The following is a 19675-nucleotide window of genomic DNA, read 5'->3' as shown; positions in this document are numbered from 1 at the left end:
TCAGGGAGACAGTCAGGCCAGACGGTCAGGCGAGACGGTGGCGGCCTGAGCCGCCCGGCAGGTGAAGGCCGCCTTCGAAGGGGATGGAGTCCTGCCCGCCGGTGCGGGCCCGCCTGGCCGAGACCACGCGTGTGGCCAGCACCGCCGACAGCAGTAGCACCGCCGTCAGAGCCGTGCCCGCCGCGTCGTACGCGTTGCTCGGCCGCACGGGCGCGCCCACCATCCGGCTGCCGAGGTCCGGCAGCTTCTGACCCGGCCACAGCAGCGGGATGACGGCGTCCCTGTCGGGGTTGACGCGAAGCTCCGCGGGCCGGCCGGAGCCGACGAGGCGCGGCCGCAGGACGGGCCGGTACGGGTCGGTGGGCAGAACGCCCCCGGGTGTCACGGAGACCTTGGGCGGGGACGGCTTCTCCTCGCCCGCCCGCCGGGATCCGGCGTCCTCGCAGGCCCCGCCGGACACCACAGGGAGGCACGTCTCCCCGATCGTGCGCGCCAGGCCATCGGTGACCTTCTGCGCGGGAGAGGCGACGGGGCTCGCCGTACGGCTCCCGACAGCGCCCGTCACGGCGCTGACCGTGTGCTTCACCGTGTTGCCCACCGCGTTGCCCACCGTGCTGCCCACGGTGTTCCCCGCGTCGGTGCCGCCCGAGGAGCTCCCCGTCTGGCCGGATGCCTTGCTCAGCGTCTTGCCGACCGTCTTGCCGACCGTGTCCACCGTGCCGGCGACGGCGTCCGTCGTCTTCTTCACGGCGCCGTCCACGGCCTTGCCCGCTCCGCTCACGGTGGAGCCGGCCGTACCGGTCACGCCGCTGACGGTGTCGTCCACGGTGTCGGTGACCTTGCCGGTCGCGCCGCCGGTCGCCCGGTCGACCACGTCGGTCGCGCCGTCGACCGTCTTCGCCGCGCCGTCCACCACCGAGCAGACGGCTCCGGTGACGCCGGACACCAGCCCGCCGCCGCCACCGCAGTCGAACGCCTGCGCCGGGGCCGCCGCGGCGAGGGGGAGTCCTCCGCCGAGAGCGAGCGCGAGAGCCCCGGCAGAGATCGCGGAGGCGTTCCGTGCGATCCCCATGTGTCCCCTTCCGCCATGCTGCGTTCCACCCCTCGCCATACCCGCCACTCTTCGCCAGAGCGCGGGGTTATGCAGTAGAACATTGCAGTTCGGTATCGATGTGTGATACGTGAGACCGATTCTCGTTCTCAAGGATCGGAGACGTCGTCCAGCGCCTCGCGGATCTCCCAGGGCAGGGTCAGCTTCTCCGCCTGGAGCACGCCGAGGAGCTGCGCGTGGGTCCGCGCGCCCACGATGGCCGACGCCACGCCCGGCCGGTCGCGCACCCAGGAAAGCGCGACCGACAGCGGCGACACGCCGAGGCCCTCCGCCGCCGTGGTCACCGACTCCACGATCCTGCGGCAGCGCTCGTCGAGGTACGGCTGGACGAACTCGGCGAAATGCGGGGTGGCGGCCCGCGAGTCGGCGGGGATCCCGGTGCGGTACTTGCCGGTCAGCACCCCACGCCCGAGCGGGGACCACGCGAGCAGGCCCGCTCCGACGTGCCCGGCTGCGGGCAGCAGCTCGACCTCCGGGTCGCGGGCGAGCAGGGAGTACTCCACCTGGGCCGCGACGATCGGGGCCCGGCCGTCCCCGCACCTCTGCCACACGGCCGCCGCAGCGAGCTGCCAGCCGGTGTAGTCGCACACCCCGGCGTACGCCGTACGGCCCGTGGAGACGGCGAAGTCGACGGCGGCGAGCGACTCCTCAAGCGGGACCCGGGGGTCGAAGGCGTGGAGCTGCCACAGGTCGACCTCGTCCAGCCCGAGCCGGGCCAGGGAGGCGTCGAGCGCGCGGATGAGGTGGCGGCGGGAGGCGTCCCTGCCGCCTTCGGACGTCAGCACGGCCTTGGTGGCGATCACCAGCTCGGCGCGCGGGACCACGTCGCGGATCAGCCGGCCGATCAGGCGCTCCGCGTCGCCGCCGCCGTACACGTCGGCCGTGTCGATCAGCGTGCCCCCGGCCTCGGCGAACGCCGTCAGCTGAGCCGTCGCCTCCTCGGCCGAGGTGTCCCGGGCCCAGGTCATCGTTCCGAGCCCGATCCTGGACACCGAAAGACCGCTGCGCCCGACAAATCGCTGGTCCATTGTCCGGTAAGACTAGCCGATAGGCTGTCGCCACCATGGACGTACTACAGGCCATCGTGCTGGGCATTGTGCAGGGATTGACCGAATTCCTGCCGATTTCCAGCTCCGCCCATCTGCTGATCGTGCCCAAGCTCGCCGGATGGCAGGACCCCGGCGCCGCGTTCACCGCGGTGATCCAGCTCGGGACCATGCTCGCGGTGGTGCTCTTCTTCTGGCGCGACATCGTACGAATTTTCTGGACATGGCTGCGCAGCCTCTGGACGCCGGAGCTGCGTGACGATCTCGACGCCAGGATGGGCTGGTACATCGGCCTCGGCACGATCCCGATCGGCGTCGCCGGCCTGTTGTTCAAGGACGCGATCGAGGGCCCGGCCCGCAACCTGTGGCTCAACGCGAGCATGCTGATCGTCTTCGGCCTCCTCCTGCTCGCCGCCGACCAGATGGGCAGGAAGAAGAAGGAGGTCGCCGACCTCAACATGCGCGACGGCCTGATCATCGGCGCCTGGCAGATGCTGCCACTGATCCCGGGTGCCTCCCGCTCGGGGTCCACGATGACCGGCGCGATGTTCCTGGGCTACACCCGGGAGGCCGCCGCCCGCTACTCGTTCCTGCTGTCGATCCCGGCGGTCATCCTCTCCGGGCTGTTCGAGCTGCGTGACGTCGGAACGGGCGGCGGGGTGCCACTGGTGCCGACCCTGATCGCGACCGTCGTCGCGTTCGTCGTCGGGTACGCCTCGATCGCCTGGCTGCTGCGCTACGTGGCCCGGCACTCGACGATCGTGTTCGTGGTCTACCGGGTCTTCGCCGGGACCTTCCTGCTCACCCTGCTGGCCTTGGGCGTGATCTCCTCATGACGACCCTCCTGCTCGTACGGCACGGTCTCACGGCGATGACCGGGCCCGTCCTCGCCGGATGGACGCCGGATGTCCATCTCGACGAGCGCGGCCTCGAACAGGCCAGAGCGGTGGCCGGGCGGCTCGCGCCGCTGGAGCTCGACGCGATCGTGTCCAGCCCCCTGGAGCGGTGCCAGGAGACCGCGGCCGCCATCGCCGGCGGGCGCCCCGTCTCGGTGCAGACGGACGACCGCTTCGGGGAGTGCGGCTACGGCGAGTGGACCGGCCGGCCCCTGAAGGAGCTCGCCAAGGAGCCTCTGTGGCAGGTCGTCCAGGCCCATCCCAGCGCCGCCGTCTTCCCCGGGGGCGAGGCCCTGGCGGACGTGCAGAGCCGGGCGGTTCGTGCCGTACGGGAGTGGAACGAGCGGCTGGGGGAGAAGGCGACCTACCTCGTCTGCAGTCACGGCGACGTGATCAAGGCGATCGTGGCCGACGCGCTCGGGCTGCACCTCGACCAGTTCCAGCGGATCGCCGCCGACCCGGCGTCCGTCACCGTGATCCGCTACACCCCCCTGCGTCCCTTCCTGCTCAGGAGCAACGACGTGGGCGGTGATGTGGCCAATCTGGTGCCCCCGGCCGGGGTTCCGGAACAAGAAGACGGGGGAGAAACAACCACCGTGAGCGACGCCGCCGTCGGCGGCGGATCCGGGACCACATAAGGTCGGGCTATGCCGGTCTTCGACTACGATCCGCCTGACAGGTTCGTGGCCGGTGCCGTGGGGCAACCGGGCGCACGAGCCTTCTTTCTGCAAGCGCGCGGCCAGGGCAGGGTCACGACGGTCGCTCTCGAGAAGTTCCAGGTGGCCGTCTTGGCCGACCGCCTCGACGAACTGCTCGACGAGCTGCTCGACGAGGTGCTGCGGCGCAGCGGCGGCCGGGCCCCGGTGCCCGCCATGGCCCCCGCAGAGCTCGCCGACGAGGCCCCGCTGGAGCTCCCGATCGACGAGGACTTCCGGGTCGGGACCATAGTGCTCGGGTGGGACCCGGAGACGGCGCAGGTGATCATCGAGGCGCAGGAAGCCGGCGAGGGCGACGAGGAGGACGAGGACGACGGCGACCCGCTCGCCGGCGACCGTCCCGAGCCCGCCGTGCTGCGGGTCCGCATCAGCGCCGCCGCCGCCCGCGAGTTCAGCCGGCGCGCCCTCAAGGTCGTCTCCGCCGGCCGGCCGCCCTGTCCGCTGTGCGGCCGCCCTCTGGATGCCGAGGGCCACATCTGCGTCCGCCTGAACGGCCACCATCCCGGAGGGCTGACGGCGTGAGGCGGAGACAGACCAGGACCGGCGGCGTACAGGCGGGCAGGGGACCGAATGACGGCTGAGGGCGAGGCGAGCATCGGCGACGTGGACGGGCCCGGGCTGGACGACGGGGCCGCCATGTCCCTGCTCCGGGAGGGCACCCTCGACGTGGCCGGGCGGCTGGTCGAGGCCACGAACATGACGCTGTACTGCTCCATCGGCGACGGCAGGAACATGGCGGCCTGCGTGTACAAACCGGTGCGGGGGGAGCGCCCGCTGTGGGACTTCCCCGACGGCACGCTCGCCGCCCGGGAGGTCGCGGCGTACGAGGTGGCGGCGGCGACCGGCTGGCGCATCGTGCCCCCGACGGTCTACCGCGACGGCCCCTTCGGGCCGGGCATGGTGCAGCTGTGGATCGACGCCGATCCGGAGACCGACCTGATGGCCCTCATGCGCAGCCGCAACCCGGCCCTGCGCCGCATGGCCGTCTTCGACGCCGTGGTGAACAACGCCGACCGCAAGGGCGGCCACCTGCTGCCGCTGCCGGACGGGCACGTCTACGGGGTCGACCACGGGGTGTGCTTCGCCGAGGACGACAAGTTGCGCACGGTGCTGTGGCAGTGGCGCGGCAAGTCCCTGTCGCGCGAGGCGGTCACGGTGCTGACGAAGCTGGAACGCGAGATCGAGCGCGGCCGGCTCGGCCGCAGGCTCCGCGAGCTGCTCACCCCCGCCGAGGTCGAGGCCACCTGGGAGCGCGTCAAGCGGCTGCTGGCGACGGGCGTCCACCCCCATCCGTCGGAGGACTGGCCGCCCATCCCATGGCCGCCGATCTAGGGCCACTTGCGTAGGGCGCCGGTTTTGTGCACTCTGCAGAGGTCTCTACCGCTGTTGGAGGGAACGCGCATTTGTGTACGGTCATCGTGAGCTGGGCCCCGGACGCGGCGGCCCCGGTGCTGCTCGCGGGCGTGCGTGACGAGTTCGTCACGCGGCCGTGGATGTCTCCCGCCCGCCACTGGCCCGGCCATCCCGGCCTGGTCGGCGGCCGTGACCTGGAGGCGGGCGGCACATGGCTGGCGGCCGATCCGGCCGCGCGCAAGGTCGCCGCGCTGCTGAACGGCCAGGGCGCCCTCGCGCCGCCCGAGATCCGCCGCTCCCGTGGTGAGCTGCCGCTGCTCGCCGCCGCGGCGGGAGAGCTGCCCCCCCTCGACCTGCCCCGCTACGACCCGTTCCACCTGGTGGTGGCCGGGCTCGACGGCGTCCGGGTGTGGAGCTGGAACGGCGAGCGGCTCAGCGAGGACAAGCTCCCCGAGGGCGTGCACGTGCTGGTCAACAGCGGCTGGGAGCGGGGCGACGACGATCCGCGCGCCGCCTGGTTCCGGCCGGCGTTCGCCGCCGCCGCGCGCCCGGGGTGGACGGGCGGGGGCTCCCCTGAACGTTTCTGGGGAGAGTGGCTCGGCCTGGCGTCCGGCGCGGGGCTCGCCGCGGACGATCCCCGTGCCCTGATCGTCCGGCAGCGGCTGGAGGACGGGCGGATCTTCGCGAGCCTGTCGGTCACGCTGGTCGCTCTGGCCGAGGAGGGCGTGCGCTACGACTTCTGCCCCCAGCCGGACGACCCGGCCACCTGGCATCGCGTGGGCACCGGCTGACCGGAGCTCACGGAGCCATGGATAGGCTTCACACCATGCGATCGTGGTCTGCTCCGAACGTCCCCCGTCTGCCCGGTTCGGGCCTTCCGCTCCGCCTGTACGACACCGCCGCCCGAGGGCTCCGCGAGACCGCCCCCGCCGGACCGGCGCGGATGTACGTCTGCGGCATCACGCCGTACGACGCCACGCACCTCGGGCACGCCAACACCTACCTCGCCTTCGACCTGGTGAACCGCGTGTGGCGGGACGGCGGCCACGAGGTCCACTACACGCAGAACGCCACCGACGTCGACGACCCGCTCCTGGAGCGGGCCAAGGCCACCGGGACCGACTGGCGGGCCCTCGCCGGGCGTGAGATCGAGCTGTTCCGCTCCGACATGGAGGCCCTGCGGATCCTGCCGCCCCGGGAGTACGTCGGCGTCACCGAGGTCGTGGGGCAGATCGCCGAGCTGATCGGCAGGCTCACCGAGCGCGGGGCCACCTACCGGCTGGACGGCGACGTCTACTTCTCGGTCGCCGCCGCCCCCAAGTTCGGCGCCGTCTCCGGCTACTCCGAGGACACCATGCTCGACCTGTTCGCCGAGCGCGGAGGCGATCCCCAGCGTGAGGGCAAGCGCCATCCGCTCGACTGGGTGCTGTGGCGCGCCGAGCGGCCGGGAGAGCCGTCGTGGCCCGCGCCGTTCGGCCCCGGACGGCCCGGCTGGCACATCGAGTGCACGGCCATCGCCCTGCGCAACCTCGGCTCGGGCTTCGACGTCGCCGGCGGCGGCTCGGACCTGATCTTCCCCCACCACGAGATGGGGGCCTGCGAGGGCCACGTCGCCACGGGGGAGTGGCCGTTCGCCAAGGCGTACGTGCACGCCGGCATGGTCGCCCTCGACGGGGCCAAGATGTCGAAGTCCAAGGGCAACCTCGTGTTCGTCTCCCGGCTGCGCGAGACGGCCGACCCCATGGCCGTACGGCTGGCGCTGCTCGCCCGCCACTACCGGTCCGACTGGGAGTGGACGCCGGAACAGCTCCAGGAGGCCGAGGCGAGGCTGGCCCGCTGGAGGGCCGCGGTGGAGCGGCCCTCCGGTCCCGGCGCGTCCGCGCTGCTGGCCGGGGTGCGTGAGCGCCTCGCCGAGGACCTGGACGCGCCCGGCGCGCTGGCGCTCATCGACGCATGGGCGGCGGGCGAGGGCGATGACACGGAGGCGCCCGGGCTGGTCCGCGACGTCGCCGACGCCCTGCTCGGTGTGGCGCTGCCCGGCCGGGCGGGCTGATCGGCCCGGCCGCGCCGGACGTTCCCGCCGCCGGTCCGCTGTCCGGCCAGCTGACCGGCCCGCTGTCCTGCCCGCTGACCGGCAGGGGCCTTCAGCGAATCTTCAAGCTTCCCACAGCCTCCGCTCAAGGTCCGCTGGTTTCGTTGACCGTGCTATAGCGTTGATCGCGCCCGGCCTCGGCAGAGAGGCCGGAGGCGGGAGACCGCGGCGACACAGAGGGAGAGGGTTCGCGTGCGATTGCGCCGGCTGGCCGGCACCGCCGCCGGAGTCCTGGCCGCCGGTCTGGTGATGATGGCCTGCTCCGTCCCGGAGAGCGGCGCGTCGAGCGGCGCCACCCGCCCGCCGAGCGCGGCCTCCTCCGGCGCGGCGTCCCCGAGCGCGCAGTCCGAGGCCTCCGCGGCGACGGCCGAGGCGCCCGTGCGCGGCCCTCGCGGCTGGCCGGTCTTCGGGTTCACCCACACGCAGTACACCGCGGACTACGGCGAGCCGAAGGCGCTGGCCACCGCCCAGCGTGCCATCGGCGAGCAGCGCCTGCTGCAGAACCAGCACATCATGGGCTTCGGCGCGCTCAACCCCGAGCCGAGCCCGGGGAAGTACGACTTCGGCTCGCTCGACGACCGGATGGATCTCATCCGCAGGACCGGCGGGTTCCCGGTGATCACGCTGTGCTGCGCGCCCGACTGGATGAAGGGCGGCCGGGAGGGGCGCACCAACTGGAACCACATCGAGGTGGCCCCGGCCCGCAAGCACTACCAGGACTTCGCCGACCTCGCCGCCAAGGTCGCCGAGCGCTATCCGTACGTCACCCACTTCATCGTCTGGAACGAGCTGAAGGGCTTCTTCGACGAGGGCCGGCACCGGTGGGACTACGAGGGCTACACCGACATGTACAACCGGGTCTACAAGGCGCTGAAGAAGGTCAACCCGAAGATCCAGGTCGGCGGGCCGTACCCGGTGATGGCCGACTTCGACGCCCCCTCGGAGCTGAAGGGCGACTGGGGCAACGTGGACCAGCGGGTGCTCGACGTCCTGAGGTACTGGGACAAGCACAAGAAGGGCGCCGACTTCGTGGTGGTCGACGGCTCCGCCGAGACCGACCAGGGCATGACCCCCGACGACTTCGGCGCGCAGGAGAAGTTCGCCGCCGTCAACCAGTGGCTGCACAAGCACATCGGCCTGCCGATCTGGTGGGCCGAGTGGTATCCCGAGCCGGACGACTCCGGCTGGACCGACGCCAAGCGGGCCGCCGTCGCGGCCGTGTCGATGATCGAGCTCACCCGGACGAAGTCCGCCGCCGTCCTCTACTGGAACCGTCAGGAGGAGGGCGGGCAGTGCCCGCCCGGGTGCCTGTGGACCAGCCCCAGGCAGCGTGGCGGCGGGCAGCCCACGGTCCTCCTCAAGGCCCTCCAGGGGTTCGCCCGCTGGTTCCCACTCGGGGTGAAGACCGTCGCCGTCAAGGTGTCGCCCGCCTCGGTCCGGGCGCTCGCCCGCGACGAGACGACGGTCGTCGTCAACACCGAGCCGAGCGCGGTCGCCGCGACCGTGGACGGCAAGCGCATGAAACTCGCCCCCTACGAGATCCGCTGGATCCCCCGCACCTCCTCCTGACCGCTTCCCGAAACTTCCCGGGCGGGCGGATCGTCTCCGGGGCGGTCGCACGCCACCCCGGTGTCCGCCTGGGTCACGCCGACGACCGCTGCCTTGTTTCGCCGCGCAAGAGTGTCATGTGGCCGAGTCGGCCATATACGCGCTGACCGTCACTGCCACGTTCGACTTCCAGCTGTACCAGCCCCGGCATAGCACGTAGCCCGACACGACGATTATCAGGAGAACGAAGTCGACCCAGCCGGCAAGGCGGGCCTCGGGCACATCGCTCATCACCACGCTGAAGGCGATGAGAGAGGTCTTCTGGGCGATGATCAGCTCCCATACGCCCGGCCGGGAACGTGGTGCCAAGGCGACGACGACGAACAGGCCGGCGAAGACCAGGTAGGCCGATGTGCGCCAGGCCTCCACGTAGATGCGGTCATCGGACGCGCCGATCATGACCATGACACCATTGACAGAAGCGGCGACGGTCATGAGCGCCGCAAGGACAGTCAGGTAGCGACCGGTCCGGTCGGCGAGGATCGTAGGTTCACGGCGGGTCTCCAGCGCAGTTTCGAAACTCACTACAGCTCCAGTATCTGGGCGGAGAATTCGCGCAGTATCGGCGTTTGGTGGCGGAAGACGCCCCAGCTGTGGTCTAGACGGTTGCGAGCTCGAGCTGGGTGACGAGCAGCAGGGTGTCGGCGTTGAGCCAGTAGTCGGTGATCAGGCCGCGCTTGATACGCAGCGTGTCGGTGCCCGTGAAGCGGACCTCGGTGCCGAGCGCCGCTGTCGCGCCGGGGAAGCCCCCGCCGTAGGTGCCGTTGGCGACCCACCGCACGACCGCGTGGTCACCGTCGATGATCGGACCGACCTCGACGCTGAAGCGCAGGTCGGGGAAGGCCCCCCGGATCTGGCCGATCAGGTCGACCATGCCGGCCGGGCCGTTGACGGCGCTGCCGTCACCGCCGTCGAGCAGCGCGGCCCGGACGCGGACGTCGGGGGAGATGATGCGCTCGGCCAGCGTGTAGTCGCCGTTCCAGAGCAGGACCCAGGCGCGGATCAGCTGCTCGTGCTGCTCTGTCCGGCCGGCATCGCCGTGCCCGTCGGACTGCTGGGGGGTGGCGGTCGTGCCGGGGAAGCGGTTCATGGTGACTCCTCGATTTTTAGTGATAATCAGTAGCGATAGTTACACCATATAACCAAGGTAAGATGCCGTCAATGCGAGGGAGAGGGGCGGATGGGTGGACGAGACCCGTACGGCCAGGCGGCAGCCGGTGAATGCGCCGACGGGACCGCGCGAGCGCTACCGGCAGCAGATCCGGGCCGAAGTGCAGGAGCACGCCTGGAACCAGCTGGCCGAGGCCGGCGTGTCCGGCCTGTCGCTCAAGGCGATCGCCAAGCAGATGGGGGTCACCGCGCCGGCGCTGTATCGGTACTTCGCCAGCCGCGACGACCTGCTGACCGAGCTGATCCTGGCCGCCTACCGCGACCTGGCGCACCGCGTCGAGGCCGCGGCCGGCGCCGGTGGCGCCCCGCACGACCGGCTGACCGCCATCGGGACGGTGATCCGCGAGTGGGCCCGTGCCAACCCGCACCGCTACCTCCTGCTGTACGGGACACCGGTGCCCGGATACACCGCGCCGGCCGAGGCGACCGACCTGGCCCGCCGCATCTTCGCCCCTGTGCAGGACGCCTTCTCACATGATCCTGATGAGACGTTGCGCCGATCGCTGACCTTTTGGACCCGGGTGCACGGGGTGATCAGTCTGGAGGTGGCCGGGCACTTCACCGGTATGCCGTTCGACCCGGCGCGGTTTTTCGCCGCCGAGGTGCGATCCACACTGACCGACCTGCCCTGATCGAGTGCGGCGCGCCACCCGATCTCGCTCGTGCCGCGCCCAACATGGCCTCGCCGGCATTCGCCTGTGGTGCACGCTGACGCACATCCCGCTCCTGAGCGGCCGTCCGGCAGAAGCCGTGTCCGAGGCCGGAAACCCGCCCAGCCAGGAGAACGTCTCGGATGACGCCTCGGCCGCCGGAGAACTCGGGATCTTGCCGGACCGGAGATGTCGATGAGACTGAGTAACGGTGGCGGCGTGTCGTCTGAGGTATGCCGCTGAGGAGCCTTCGTGTCCGCGTCGCTGAGCTTCGGGAGAACGACGCCGGTTTGGTGATGGCTGATCGGTCAGGCCGACCTGTCGTCGAAGAAGGCGTAGACGCGGTGGATGCGCCCGTCGCGGAACGTCATGACATCGGAGCCGGTGGCGACCGGTGTGGGCCTGTCCAGCGGACCGTATTTCCAGGCGAAGCGGGCCTGCTGGTGGTGGGCATTGACCGGAGCCGCCAGATCGAAGCGGAACCCTGGTGGTGCCTGACTTTGGAGCCGGGCGAACAAGGCGTCGAGGGCGTCATGGCCTTCGACCGCGTCGTCGGGATCGGTGTAGGCGCAGTCGGGGGTGAAGATTTCCTGGATCGTCGCGCGGCGGCCGACCGGGTCGGTGTCGTTGATCGCGTCGATCAGCCGGTGCACGAGTTCGGCGTGGGTGCTGCTCATGGGGTTTCCTCCGCTGGTCAGTGCGGGACGGTGACGACGATCTTGCCGAGTTGGCCGTTCGCCTCCATGTGGCGGTGGGCGTCGGCGATGTCGGCCAGGGCGAAGGTGGCGTCGATCACCGGGGCCAGGACGCCGCTGCGCAGGCCGGCGTTGATGAACGCTTCGCCGCGCCGTAGAGCGGCTGGGTCGTCGGTGACGACGTTGAGGGCGAATCCGAATATGTTGAGCGGCCAGTTCATCGGTAGCGGGGCGGGGCGCGGGTCGAGCCAGCCGTAGACGATCAGCATGCCGTCTCGGGCCACGGCGCGGGCGAGGTCGGCCAGGCCGGGGCCGCCCACGGAGTCGAAGACCAACCGGGCACCACGGTTCGAGGTGAGCCCCGCGACACGCTCGACCAGGTCGTCTTCGTCCATCGCCAGAACGTGTGCGGCTCCCGCCCGCATCAGCCGATCGGTCTTGGCGGCGGTGCGGGTGACGGCGATGGGGACGGCGCCGATGTGGTTGGCGATCTGGATGGCCGCCATGCCGACGCTGCTGGAGGCGGCGGTGATGACCACCTCATCGCCGGGGTTCGTCCGGCCCACCTCGGCCAACGCGCCGTAGGCGGTGAGATAGGACAGCCACACGGCGGCACCCGTGACCGTGTCCACCGAGTCCGGCCGCCGTAGCAGGCTGCGGGCGGCAACGTTGACCCGATCCCCATAAACGCCATGGGTGGACATGTGGATGCCGGTGGCCAGAACACTGACCGCGTCCCCGACGGCGAACCCCTCGACACCCAGCCCGACGGCTTCCACCACGCCTGCGGCCTCGGTGCCGATTCGTGAGGCGGGCAGAGCCGGCTGGTAGTAGTACCCGCCGGAGCGGAAGAGCGCCTCGGCACGGTTCAGCCCGATCGCGTCGACCCGCACCCGCACCTCGCCCTCGCCGGGCTCATCGAGGCGCACGTGTTCGAGGCGCAGCACCTCAGGCCCGCCCAACTCGTCGAACAGCACCGCCGTAGCGTCCATCAGCGCCCGCTCCCGTTTCTGTACGGCGCTCGTTTTCCGCGCACCGTTCAACTTTAACGCGGTGTACTCTACGCGAGCGGTGTAAGGTGTCAAGAGTGGACGAGCAGGTACCCGGGAGGCGGGCGCGACTGAGGGCGCAGACCACCGCGGAGATCAAGAACGTCGCGCTCAAGCTCATGGCCGATGGCGGCGCGGACGCCATCTCGCTGCGTGCGATCGCCCGCGAGATGGGGATGAGCGGCAGTGCGATCTACAGCTACTTCGAGACCCGTGACGCGTTGATCACCACCTTGATCAACGACGTCTACACCTCACTGATGGACCAGGTGGAGACCGCCCGGGACGCCTGCCGGCCGGACGACGCGGCCAACCGGATCCTCGCCTGGGGGCAGGCCGTACGCGAGTGGGCGCTGGCCAACCCACAGGGATTCCGCCTCATCTACGGCGATCCGGTCGCCGGATATCAGGCGCCGGAGAGTGGACCGGCTCCCGAAGCGGCCAAACGTGCGTGCCTGGGGCTGACCGGACTGGTCGCCGCCGCCTGGTCACACGCCCAGTCCCTGCAGGCCGGCAGCGATCACCAATGGTCCGATTTCGCCCCCACCTTGGTGGCCACGGTCCGGGATGCCTTTCCCGACCTGCCGGCCGCGGCGCTCGCCCTGGCCCTCCGTGTGTGGGGTCGCATGCAGGGCCTGATCGTCCTGGAGATCTATGGCCACCTCGGCCCGCAGACGCGCGAGCCCGCCAAGCTCTACCACGCTGAAATGATCGACCTGATCAGGTCACTGGGACTCGCGCAACCGGAGTAAACGGGCGAGGGTTCTCCATCAAGCTGACCGGACCTCGTCGACCAGGGGCGTCTGACAGCCGCCGACCATGCTGGGGGTCGCCATTCCCCTAGGTCGTTCAGGTTGCCGTTCGGCTGATGACTGTCGGGCGGTGGGCCGGCCGTCGGTGGCTTGGTGCTGTTGCCTGGCGCGGGTCTGGGCCGGCGGCCTCATACGCGATCGAAGTCCGGCCGGCCCTCATGGGGATTGCCGCGGGTCCTGGTTCGCGTCCTTCCTGCGCGCGCGTGAGGCGCGCAGGTTCGCGAGGTTTCCGCAGGTGCGTACGTTGTGCCAGACCGCGCTGCCGTTGCGGGAGGCGTCGTAGAAGGCTGTGCGGCACCTGGGTCCACGGCACAGCTTGACGTGTGACCAGGCGCCGTCGTGCTGGGCGAGAAGGATCTGCGACCAGACCGCCGACGCCAGCCAGCTCGCACCCGTGCCCACCGGGACCATGGCCACGCGCCCCCGTTCGTCGGAGACGAGCCGCACCTGTGCGCGCGGCAGCGCGCCAGTCGCGTGGAACGGGCCGGTGGACCGCTCGTCCGGCGGGATCGCGAGCATCTCGCGCACCACGGTCCGCAGTTCGCGCAGCGCGTCCAGGTCCGTCGCGGACAGGGAGAGCTCCGGCGGTTCCAGTCCGTGGTCCTGCGCCCACTGGCCGGCGGCCGCCCGCAGCCATTGCTGAGCGGTGGCGTGGCCGGCCAGCAGATCCGCACCGTAACGGGGGACGCCGTGGGTGTTGACCAGCTCCTGCACGATCGCCAGCCCGCCCGGCGCCGTCCGGGCCCCGAACCTCTCCGTCGCCATCCATGACATAGGCAAAGTCTACTTGACTCCGGTCGCCGACGCGTGCAGGATGACAGAGGCAAAAGCGATTATGCCTATGTCGCGCTAAGGCGACGGCATCCTGAACCGACCCATCAAGGGAGTGCTCTCATGGCAAGGCTTGACTACTCCGTGTACGTCGCCCCGTCGAAGATCGCGGTCTCCGACGACCTGCCCCCCGGTGAGGCGCGGCGGATGTGGTCGCCGACCGCGTCAACTCTGATCTACGGCGCGAACGACGCGGTGCTGGTGGACCCGCTCCTGACCATCGACGAGTCGCGTGCCCTGGCCGACTGGGTGGTGGCCACCGGCAAGAACGTGACCACCATCTTCGTCACGCACGCGCACGGCGACCACTTCTTCGGCACCCCCGCGGTGCTCGAACGCTTCCCTGACGCCACGGTCGTCGCCACGCCGGGCGTCGCGGCGCACATGGGCGCCCAATGGGGTCCGCGCTGGTTCGACGGATTCTGGAGCCCGCGCTTCCCCGGCCAGATCTCGGATCGGCACGTGGCCGCGTGGCCGCTGGCCGGCGACGGCCTCATCGAGCTGGAGGGGGAACAGCTTCGCGCGATCGAGCTGGGCCACACCGACGGCGACGGCACCAGCGCGCTGCACGTCCCGTCCATCGGGCTGGTCGTGGCGGGCGACGCCGTGTATGGAGACGTCCACCTCTACCTCGCCGAGTCGAAGGGCGGCGGCGGGCAGGAGTGGCTCCACTCCCTGGACGTCATCGAGAGGCTCCAGCCCAGCGCCGTCGTCTCGGGCCACAAGCGCGACGGCGACCCCGACAGCCCAGAAGACATCGGCAGGACCCGCCGCTACATCGAGGAGTTCGCGGCCGCGGTGGAGAAGGCCGGCAGTCACACCGATCTGTACGAGGCGATCCTCGCCGCCTACCCCGACCGGCTCAACCGTGGGGTCCTGTGGAACTCCGCGAAATCCGTCATGTCCTGAACCGTCTCCCGCCGTGGCGCGCGAACGGCACGGGAAGTACCTTCAGCACGCTGGGCCGGCCCGCTCCGTACTCCCCGTCGCGGCCCGGCGACGGTGCGCGAATCGGTGGAAGGTGGCGGTGCGGAGGATGTCGCCCTAACCTCGGGTAACGCGTTTCTATCACTGCCGCCAGGCAAGTTCCCGGAATCGCGGTAAACCTTTAGACCATACCCGCGAGCGGACGGTATTCGCCGAGAATGGCCCGGAATATGGGTTAGCATTTTTTTCATGAGCGACATGCCTTCTGTTGATGCGATTGTCTGCACGCGCGGCGACCGCGCCGATTTACTCGCGGAGGCCATCGACTCCATCGTCCGCCAGGACTATCCCGGCCCGATCACGGTGATGGTCGTGTACGACCGCGCCGAGCCCGACCCGGCCTTGAGCGAGCGCGTGCGCCACGCCTCGCCTCATCCGCGGGAGGTCCGCGTGATGCGGGGCGACCGCGGCCCGGGCTCGTCGGCCAGCCGCAACGCCGGCATTCTCGCCACCGGCTCTGAGCTGGTCGGGTTCTGCGACGACGACGACGTCTGGCTGCCGGGCAAGCTGTCGAGCCAGGTCGCGGCGCTCGCCGGGCGCCCGCGGGCGCTGTTCGCCTCATGCGGCGCCGCGACCGACTACGGCGACCGGACCAGCACCTGCCTGTGGCGCAAGCCGCAGATCGCGCACGCCGACCTGCTGGAGTCGCGGGTGAAGGAGGCCTGCACCGACTCGTTCCTGGTCCGCAGGGAGGGGCTGCTCGGCCCCATCGGCCTGTTCTCCGAGGAGATCCCGGGGGGCTTCGCCGAGGACTACGACATGCTGCTGCGCGCCGCCCGTCACGCGCCGATCGTGTACGTGCCCGAGGTCGGGGTGCGCGTGCGCGTCCACGGCCGCCGGTCCCATTTCTCCGGCCGGTGGGCCACGATCGCCTCCGCCAACGAGTGGCTGCTCGCCAGCCATCCCGAGTTCTCCACCGAGCGGAGGGGCTTCGCCCGGCTCGCCGGCCAGATCGGCCTGGCCTGGAGCATGTACGGCGCCCGGCGCGCCGCCCTCCGATGGGCCTGCCGGGCGTTCCTGGCGAGCCCCCTGGAGATCCGGTCGTACGTCGTGGGTGCGGTCGCCGTGGGTGCGGTGTCCCGCGGGTGGGTGGAGCGCCGCCTCGGCGCGGTGGGCGCCACCAGCTAGCCCGGCCGTCCGGCGGAGCGGCCACGGCGGGGACCCGCGCGACATCCCGGCCCCGTGCCGGCCGGCACGGGGCCGGGATGGGGCCGGCACGGCCGGCATGTGACGCCGCAGGTCAGAACGGGACGTGGTCGCCGATGTGGCCGAGCCCTTCGAGCAGGGGCGGCACCGCGGCCACCGGCGCGGCCGCGTGGACGGGCCGCACCCGCCGCAGCTGCGTACGCAGCCACTTCTCGGCGGGCGCCACACTCAGCCGGAGGGCTCCGTAGCCGTCGCCGACGCAGGAGCGGGTGTAGGCGTAGGGCTCCGGCTGGGCGTGCCAGTCGACGGTCACGCATCCGTAGACGTATCCGGCGGCGCGCACCGCCTCCAGCACGCGGGCGTCGGCGAAGCCGTAGGGGTAGCAGATGCCGTCGGCGGCCTGGCCCGTGATGTCGCGCAGGATCGCCCGGCTCTCGGTGAGCTCGTGCTTCAGCGTCTCGTCGTCCATCGTGGTGAGGGCGGCGTGGGTCAGCCCGTGCGAGGCGATCTCCATGCCCTCGTCGCTGAGCTCGCGCAGCTGCCCGGCGGTGAGCAGGGGCTTGCGCGGCCCCGGCTCGTCCCACTTGTTGTACTCGCCGAGCAGGCCCGAGACGATGTAGAGGCTCGCGGTGAAGCCGTAGCGCCGCAGCACGGGAAGGGCGTGCTCGGCGAAGTCGGCGTAGCCGTCGTCGAACGTCAGGGCGACCAGGCCGCGGGGGTCGCGGGCGGCCAGCAGCTCCCGGGTGGACACGCCTCGTCTGCCGTGCTTGTAGAGCCATTTGATCTGGGATTCGAAATTGCGTGGATCGACCGTCACGGTATACGGGTCGTACGTGTAATGGTCGATCGAGTGGTACATCCAGATAGCAGGCACACCAAGATTCTAATCGAGCGCCCTAGCCGGACGGGTGACCGTAAGCACTTCGTCACCATGAGCCCATGAGCCGGCCACACCAGCCTCACAAGTCACCTGTGGCCGGCAATTCCCGCGTTATGGGCAAAGCGGAAAGCATGCTTATCAGTGCTGGTCAGGAGGGGTGGCCGAACCGCCGCGCAGGCCGCCGTAGCGGCGCATGGCCCTGTCGGCGAGCCCGTGCAGCCGTGGGCTGTCGAGAATGATCTGGCGGACCCGGCGGACAGGGGTGTTCCTCGCCCAGTGCAGCGCCGCTCCCGCCGACCGGCGGCTGGCGGCGCCCTCCGCCACCATGTGGCCGCCCGTACGCAGCGTCTGCTTGTAGTCGTCGCCCTTGCTGGTGCTCCAGTCCATGAGCAGGATCCCGTCCTCGGCGGCGACCTTGGCCATGAGCAGGTGCTGCAGCAGGCCGGGGGAGAACTTGGAGTAGTCGGCGTCGTAGGCGGGGAACCACCCGGCCAGCAGCGTGTCCGACCGCAGCCCGATGTGCCCGGCGATCGGCTTGTCGCCGGCGTACATCATCGTGAGCGCGCCGGAGCAGCCGGGGGCACGGGTCGCGTGCAGGCGCTCGACCAGCTCCACCACCCACGGCTGGGCGAACCGGTCCGGCCGCCCGATGCGGCGGTACTGCGCGGACTTCCACTCCATCAGCCGGCGCAGCTCCTCGACGCTGTCCGAGTGGAGCTCCACCCGCAGCTCCCCGATCTCCCGGCCGAGCTTGCGCATCCGCGTCATGGCCGTCTTCACCGTGCGGGGCGCGCCCGCCTTCACCCGCTCGAAGTAGGCGTCGTACCCGCCGGAGACGTCGATCAGGACCGACTCCGCCTCCAGGACGGCGAACGGCGCGAACCACGGCTGGCCGCCCACCAGGAACTCGAACTCCCACACGTCCAGGCCGGCCCCCTTGAGCAGGGCCGCCGCGTCGAGCTCGGCGCCGGGGGCGTGCACCACCCCCTGGGCGAACGACACCCATCCGGCGATCGGCTTGCCCACCCGCAGCGGGTGCCGTTCGAAGGGGAAGAACCCGATGGTCCGGCCGCCGTCGGAGATCACCGCCACGTAGGCGTCCCGCCGCACCTCGCCGGCGGCGACGGCGAACTCGGGCGCGAGGAAGGGGCTGGCGAGATGCGGCTGGGCCTGCTGCATCGCCCGCCACTCGGCGACCTCACCGGGGCCGAGCTCGCCGGGACGGATGACGGTGATCTGCATGGGATCCTTCACACGGTCGTTCACGGGGGGCGGCGGAGAGGACCACCATCCTAGGGTCAAGCGCGTGCCCGTTTCCGGTGATGCGCGGCCGGCGGCCTGTGGGACGCTATGGGCGTGACCGTCATCGCCGATCTCGACATCGCGAGGCTGGACTTCTGGGAGCGGCCCGCCGCCGAGCGGGCCGAGGCCTTCGCGTGGCTCCGCCGTCAGGAGCGCCCCGTGTTCTTCGCCCAGCCCAAGGTGCCCCTGGCCCGCTCGGGCAGGGGCTTCTACGCACTCGTACGGCACGCCGACGTGGTGGAGGCGAGCCGCAACGCCGCGGTCTTCGCCAACAGCCCCGCGGTGAGCAACCCCGAGCCGCCCCGGTGGGTCAAGTACATCTACGGCGACTCGCTGGAGAACATGGACGCCCCCGAGCACACCCGGCTGCGCCGGATCGTGTCCCGGGCCTTCGCCCCCCGGATGATGGCGCGGCTGGAAGGCCAGATGCAGCGGCGGGCCGAGACGGTGGTGGCGGAGCTGGCCCAGGCGGGGCCCGGAGACTTCGTCGACCTGGTCACCCAGACCTTCACCACCCACGTCGTGTGCGACCTGATGGGCATCCCGGAGGAGGACCGCCCGAAGGTGCTGGGCTGGGTCAGGGACACGGTGGAGTACCAGGCCGTCCGCAGCGACCCCAAGGAGATGCTCCGCCTCGCGGTGAAGAACACCCGCGCCACGTTCGGGCTGCGCAACCTCGTCATCCGGCTCGGCAGGGAGCGGCGCAGGCAGCCCAGCGACGACGTCATCTCGGCCCTCGCCAACGCCGACGTCGACGGCGAGCGGCTCACCGGCACCGAGCTCGGGGCGTTCTTCCTGCTGCTCGTCGTCGCCGGGATCGACACTCCCGGCCACACGCTCTCGCACGCCGTCGCGCTGCTGAGCGAGCACCCCGAGCAGCGGGAGCTGCTGTTGTCCGACTTCGACGCGCACATCGGGGGCGCGGTCGACGAGATCGTGCGGTACGCCTCCCCGATCACCCAGCTCCAGCGGACCGTCATCGCCGAGCACGAGCTGCGCGGGCAGCGGCTCGTTCCCGGGGACAAGGCCGTCATGTTCTACAACTCGGCCAACCGGGACGAGAGCGTCTTCACCGACCCCGACGTCTTCGACATCACGCGCGGGCCCAACCCGCACGTCAGCTTCGGCGGGCCGGGCGCGCACTACTGTCTCGGCGCCCACCTCGCCAAGCGGGAGCTGACGGTGCTGCTCAGGGAGCTGTTCACCCGGCTTCCCGGCATCAGGACCGCGGCGCCGCCGGAGCCGATGGTGTCGACGTTCAACAACGCGATCCGGCGGCTGCCCGTCACCTTCTGACGGTCACCCCTTCTGGTCACCCCTTCTGGTCACCC

At 70.9% G+C, this 19675-nt stretch carries 21 protein-coding genes; 12 read left to right on the top strand and 9 right to left on the bottom strand.

Features of this window, described 5'->3' with window-relative positions:
* Window positions 1-25: 25 nt before the first annotated feature.
* Both AB0B72_RS14100 and AB0B72_RS14095 read right to left on the bottom strand, forming a co-directional pair.
* Window positions 26-1072: a hypothetical protein gene (locus tag AB0B72_RS14100; RefSeq protein WP_367739123.1), complete on the bottom strand. Its 1047-nt coding sequence runs from the start codon at window positions 1070-1072 to the stop codon at window positions 26-28.
* Window positions 1073-1200: 128 nt separating this feature from the next.
* Entirely contained in the window at window positions 1201-2139 is a 939-nt protein-coding gene (locus AB0B72_RS14095) for an aldo/keto reductase (protein WP_367739122.1), read from the bottom strand.
* Between the two features lie 35 nt (window positions 2140-2174).
* On the opposite strand from AB0B72_RS14095, the gene AB0B72_RS14090 reads away from it, so the two are divergent.
* The 7 genes from AB0B72_RS14090 to AB0B72_RS14060 all read left to right on the top strand — a co-directional run bounded on the left by AB0B72_RS14090 (window position 2175) and on the right by AB0B72_RS14060 (window position 8783).
* Window positions 2175-2993 carry an undecaprenyl-diphosphate phosphatase gene (locus AB0B72_RS14090; protein WP_367739121.1) on the top strand — a complete coding sequence of 273 codons (819 nt, stop codon included), beginning with the start codon at window positions 2175-2177 and terminating at the stop codon, window positions 2991-2993.
* On the top strand, window positions 2990-3691 hold the full coding sequence (locus tag AB0B72_RS14085) for a histidine phosphatase family protein (protein ID WP_367739120.1): 702 nt from the start codon (window positions 2990-2992) through the stop codon (window positions 3689-3691). Before AB0B72_RS14090 ends, AB0B72_RS14085 begins: the two co-directional genes overlap by 4 nt.
* Window positions 3692-3700: 9 nt before the next feature.
* Window positions 3701-4291 carry a DUF3090 domain-containing protein gene (locus AB0B72_RS14080; RefSeq protein ID WP_367739119.1) on the top strand — a complete coding sequence of 197 codons (591 nt, stop codon included), beginning with the start codon at window positions 3701-3703 and terminating at the stop codon, window positions 4289-4291.
* Between the two features lie 48 nt (window positions 4292-4339).
* Complete coding sequence (locus tag AB0B72_RS14075) at window positions 4340-5101, top strand: SCO1664 family protein (RefSeq protein WP_367739118.1); 762 nt, start codon at window positions 4340-4342, stop codon at window positions 5099-5101.
* An 86-nt stretch (window positions 5102-5187) separates the two neighbouring features.
* A complete protein-coding gene (locus tag AB0B72_RS14070; protein WP_367739117.1) occupies window positions 5188-5913 on the top strand; it encodes an NRDE family protein in 726 nt (241 codons plus the stop codon).
* Between the two features lie 35 nt (window positions 5914-5948).
* The gene (mshC, locus tag AB0B72_RS14065; protein WP_367739116.1) at window positions 5949-7175 is read left to right on the top strand and encodes a cysteine--1-D-myo-inosityl 2-amino-2-deoxy-alpha-D-glucopyranoside ligase; all 1227 of its coding nucleotides are present in this window, start codon (window positions 5949-5951) and stop codon (window positions 7173-7175) included.
* 231 nt (window positions 7176-7406) lie between these two features.
* Entirely contained in the window at window positions 7407-8783 is a 1377-nt protein-coding gene (locus AB0B72_RS14060; RefSeq protein ID WP_367739115.1) for a xylan 1,4-beta-xylosidase, read from the top strand.
* A gap of 114 nt (window positions 8784-8897) precedes the next feature.
* On the opposite strand, the gene AB0B72_RS14055 is transcribed toward AB0B72_RS14060, so the two are convergent.
* Both AB0B72_RS14055 and AB0B72_RS14050 read right to left on the bottom strand, forming a co-directional pair.
* Complete coding sequence (locus tag AB0B72_RS14055; RefSeq protein ID WP_367739114.1) at window positions 8898-9257, bottom strand: hypothetical protein; 360 nt, start codon at window positions 9255-9257, stop codon at window positions 8898-8900.
* A gap of 163 nt (window positions 9258-9420) precedes the next feature.
* Window positions 9421-9912 carry an ester cyclase gene (locus AB0B72_RS14050; protein WP_367739113.1) on the bottom strand — a complete coding sequence of 164 codons (492 nt, stop codon included), beginning with the start codon at window positions 9910-9912 and terminating at the stop codon, window positions 9421-9423.
* Between the two features lie 94 nt (window positions 9913-10006).
* Here AB0B72_RS14050 and AB0B72_RS14045 point away from each other — a divergent pair, with 94 nt between their 5' ends.
* Entirely contained in the window at window positions 10007-10624 is a 618-nt protein-coding gene (locus tag AB0B72_RS14045) for a TetR/AcrR family transcriptional regulator (protein ID WP_367739112.1), read from the top strand.
* Window positions 10625-10950: 326 nt separating this feature from the next.
* Here AB0B72_RS14045 and AB0B72_RS14040 read toward each other — a convergent pair whose 3' ends face one another.
* On the bottom strand, window positions 10951-11319 hold the full coding sequence (locus AB0B72_RS14040) for a nuclear transport factor 2 family protein (RefSeq protein WP_367739111.1): 369 nt from the start codon (window positions 11317-11319) through the stop codon (window positions 10951-10953).
* A 17-nt stretch (window positions 11320-11336) separates the two neighbouring features.
* Window positions 11337-12329: a zinc-dependent alcohol dehydrogenase family protein gene (locus AB0B72_RS14035; protein WP_367739110.1), complete on the bottom strand. Its 993-nt coding sequence runs from the start codon at window positions 12327-12329 to the stop codon at window positions 11337-11339.
* A gap of 95 nt (window positions 12330-12424) precedes the next feature.
* Here AB0B72_RS14035 and AB0B72_RS14030 point away from each other — a divergent pair, with 95 nt between their 5' ends.
* A complete protein-coding gene (locus AB0B72_RS14030) occupies window positions 12425-13138 on the top strand; it encodes a TetR/AcrR family transcriptional regulator (protein ID WP_367739109.1) in 714 nt (237 codons plus the stop codon).
* 216 nt (window positions 13139-13354) lie between these two features.
* Here the strand turns inward: AB0B72_RS14030 and AB0B72_RS14025 are convergent, their stop codons facing one another.
* Window positions 13355-13972: a CGNR zinc finger domain-containing protein gene (locus tag AB0B72_RS14025; RefSeq protein WP_367739108.1), complete on the bottom strand. Its 618-nt coding sequence runs from the start codon at window positions 13970-13972 to the stop codon at window positions 13355-13357.
* A gap of 120 nt (window positions 13973-14092) precedes the next feature.
* Here AB0B72_RS14025 and AB0B72_RS14020 point away from each other — a divergent pair, with 120 nt between their 5' ends.
* Window positions 14093-14938 (top strand): MBL fold metallo-hydrolase, encoded by an 846-nt coding sequence (locus AB0B72_RS14020; protein ID WP_367739107.1) that lies wholly within the window; start codon window positions 14093-14095, stop codon window positions 14936-14938.
* A 276-nt stretch (window positions 14939-15214) separates the two neighbouring features.
* Complete coding sequence (locus AB0B72_RS14015) at window positions 15215-16144, top strand: glycosyltransferase family 2 protein (protein WP_367739106.1); 930 nt, start codon at window positions 15215-15217, stop codon at window positions 16142-16144.
* Window positions 16145-16256: 112 nt separating this feature from the next.
* Here AB0B72_RS14015 and AB0B72_RS14010 read toward each other — a convergent pair whose 3' ends face one another.
* The gene (locus AB0B72_RS14010; RefSeq protein ID WP_367739105.1) at window positions 16257-17036 is read right to left on the bottom strand and encodes a polysaccharide deacetylase family protein; all 780 of its coding nucleotides are present in this window, start codon (window positions 17034-17036) and stop codon (window positions 16257-16259) included.
* 144 nt (window positions 17037-17180) lie between these two features.
* Window positions 17181-18284, bottom strand: coding sequence for a GNAT family N-acetyltransferase (locus AB0B72_RS14005; RefSeq protein ID WP_367739104.1), 1104 nt, complete (start codon window positions 18282-18284; stop codon window positions 17181-17183).
* A gap of 108 nt (window positions 18285-18392) precedes the next feature.
* Here AB0B72_RS14005 and AB0B72_RS14000 point away from each other — a divergent pair, with 108 nt between their 5' ends.
* A complete protein-coding gene (locus AB0B72_RS14000) occupies window positions 18393-19640 on the top strand; it encodes a cytochrome P450 (protein ID WP_367739103.1) in 1248 nt (415 codons plus the stop codon).
* The last annotated feature ends 35 nt before the right edge of the window (window positions 19641-19675 follow it).

It is taken from the genome of Microbispora sp. NPDC049125 (assembly GCF_040802045.1).
Lineage (GTDB): Bacteria > Actinomycetota > Actinomycetes > Streptosporangiales > Streptosporangiaceae > Microbispora.
This window is presented reverse-complemented; position numbering and strand designations above follow the sequence as displayed.

Excerpts from the sequence above, each read along its gene's own strand:
- AB0B72_RS14025 (WP_367739108.1), bottom strand. The coding sequence starts at position 13,972 with ATGTCATGGATGGCGACGGAGAGGTTCGGGGCCCGGACGGCGCCGGGC.
- AB0B72_RS14000 (WP_367739103.1), top strand. The coding sequence starts at position 18,393 with ATGGGCGTGACCGTCATCGCCGATCTCGACATCGCGAGGCTGGACTTC.
- mshC (WP_367739116.1), top strand. The coding sequence starts at position 5,949 with ATGCGATCGTGGTCTGCTCCGAACGTCCCCCGTCTGCCCGGTTCGGGC.
- AB0B72_RS14035 (WP_367739110.1), bottom strand. The coding sequence starts at position 12,329 with ATGGACGCTACGGCGGTGCTGTTCGACGAGTTGGGCGGGCCTGAGGTG.
- AB0B72_RS14095 (WP_367739122.1), bottom strand. The coding sequence starts at position 2,139 with ATGGACCAGCGATTTGTCGGGCGCAGCGGTCTTTCGGTGTCCAGGATC.
- AB0B72_RS14080 (WP_367739119.1), top strand. The coding sequence starts at position 3,701 with ATGCCGGTCTTCGACTACGATCCGCCTGACAGGTTCGTGGCCGGTGCC.
- AB0B72_RS14040 (WP_367739111.1), bottom strand. The coding sequence starts at position 11,319 with ATGAGCAGCACCCACGCCGAACTCGTGCACCGGCTGATCGACGCGATC.
- AB0B72_RS14015 (WP_367739106.1), top strand. The coding sequence starts at position 15,215 with ATGCCTTCTGTTGATGCGATTGTCTGCACGCGCGGCGACCGCGCCGAT.
- AB0B72_RS14050 (WP_367739113.1), bottom strand. The coding sequence starts at position 9,912 with ATGAACCGCTTCCCCGGCACGACCGCCACCCCCCAGCAGTCCGACGGG.
- AB0B72_RS14075 (WP_367739118.1), top strand. The coding sequence starts at position 4,340 with ATGACGGCTGAGGGCGAGGCGAGCATCGGCGACGTGGACGGGCCCGGG.
- AB0B72_RS14020 (WP_367739107.1), top strand. The coding sequence starts at position 14,093 with ATGGCAAGGCTTGACTACTCCGTGTACGTCGCCCCGTCGAAGATCGCG.
- AB0B72_RS14100 (WP_367739123.1), bottom strand. The coding sequence starts at position 1,072 with ATGGGGATCGCACGGAACGCCTCCGCGATCTCTGCCGGGGCTCTCGCG.
- AB0B72_RS14055 (WP_367739114.1), bottom strand. The coding sequence starts at position 9,257 with ATGACCGTCGCCGCTTCTGTCAATGGTGTCATGGTCATGATCGGCGCG.
- AB0B72_RS14005 (WP_367739104.1), bottom strand. The coding sequence starts at position 18,284 with ATGCAGATCACCGTCATCCGTCCCGGCGAGCTCGGCCCCGGTGAGGTC.
- AB0B72_RS14085 (WP_367739120.1), top strand. The coding sequence starts at position 2,990 with ATGACGACCCTCCTGCTCGTACGGCACGGTCTCACGGCGATGACCGGG.
- AB0B72_RS14090 (WP_367739121.1), top strand. The coding sequence starts at position 2,175 with ATGGACGTACTACAGGCCATCGTGCTGGGCATTGTGCAGGGATTGACC.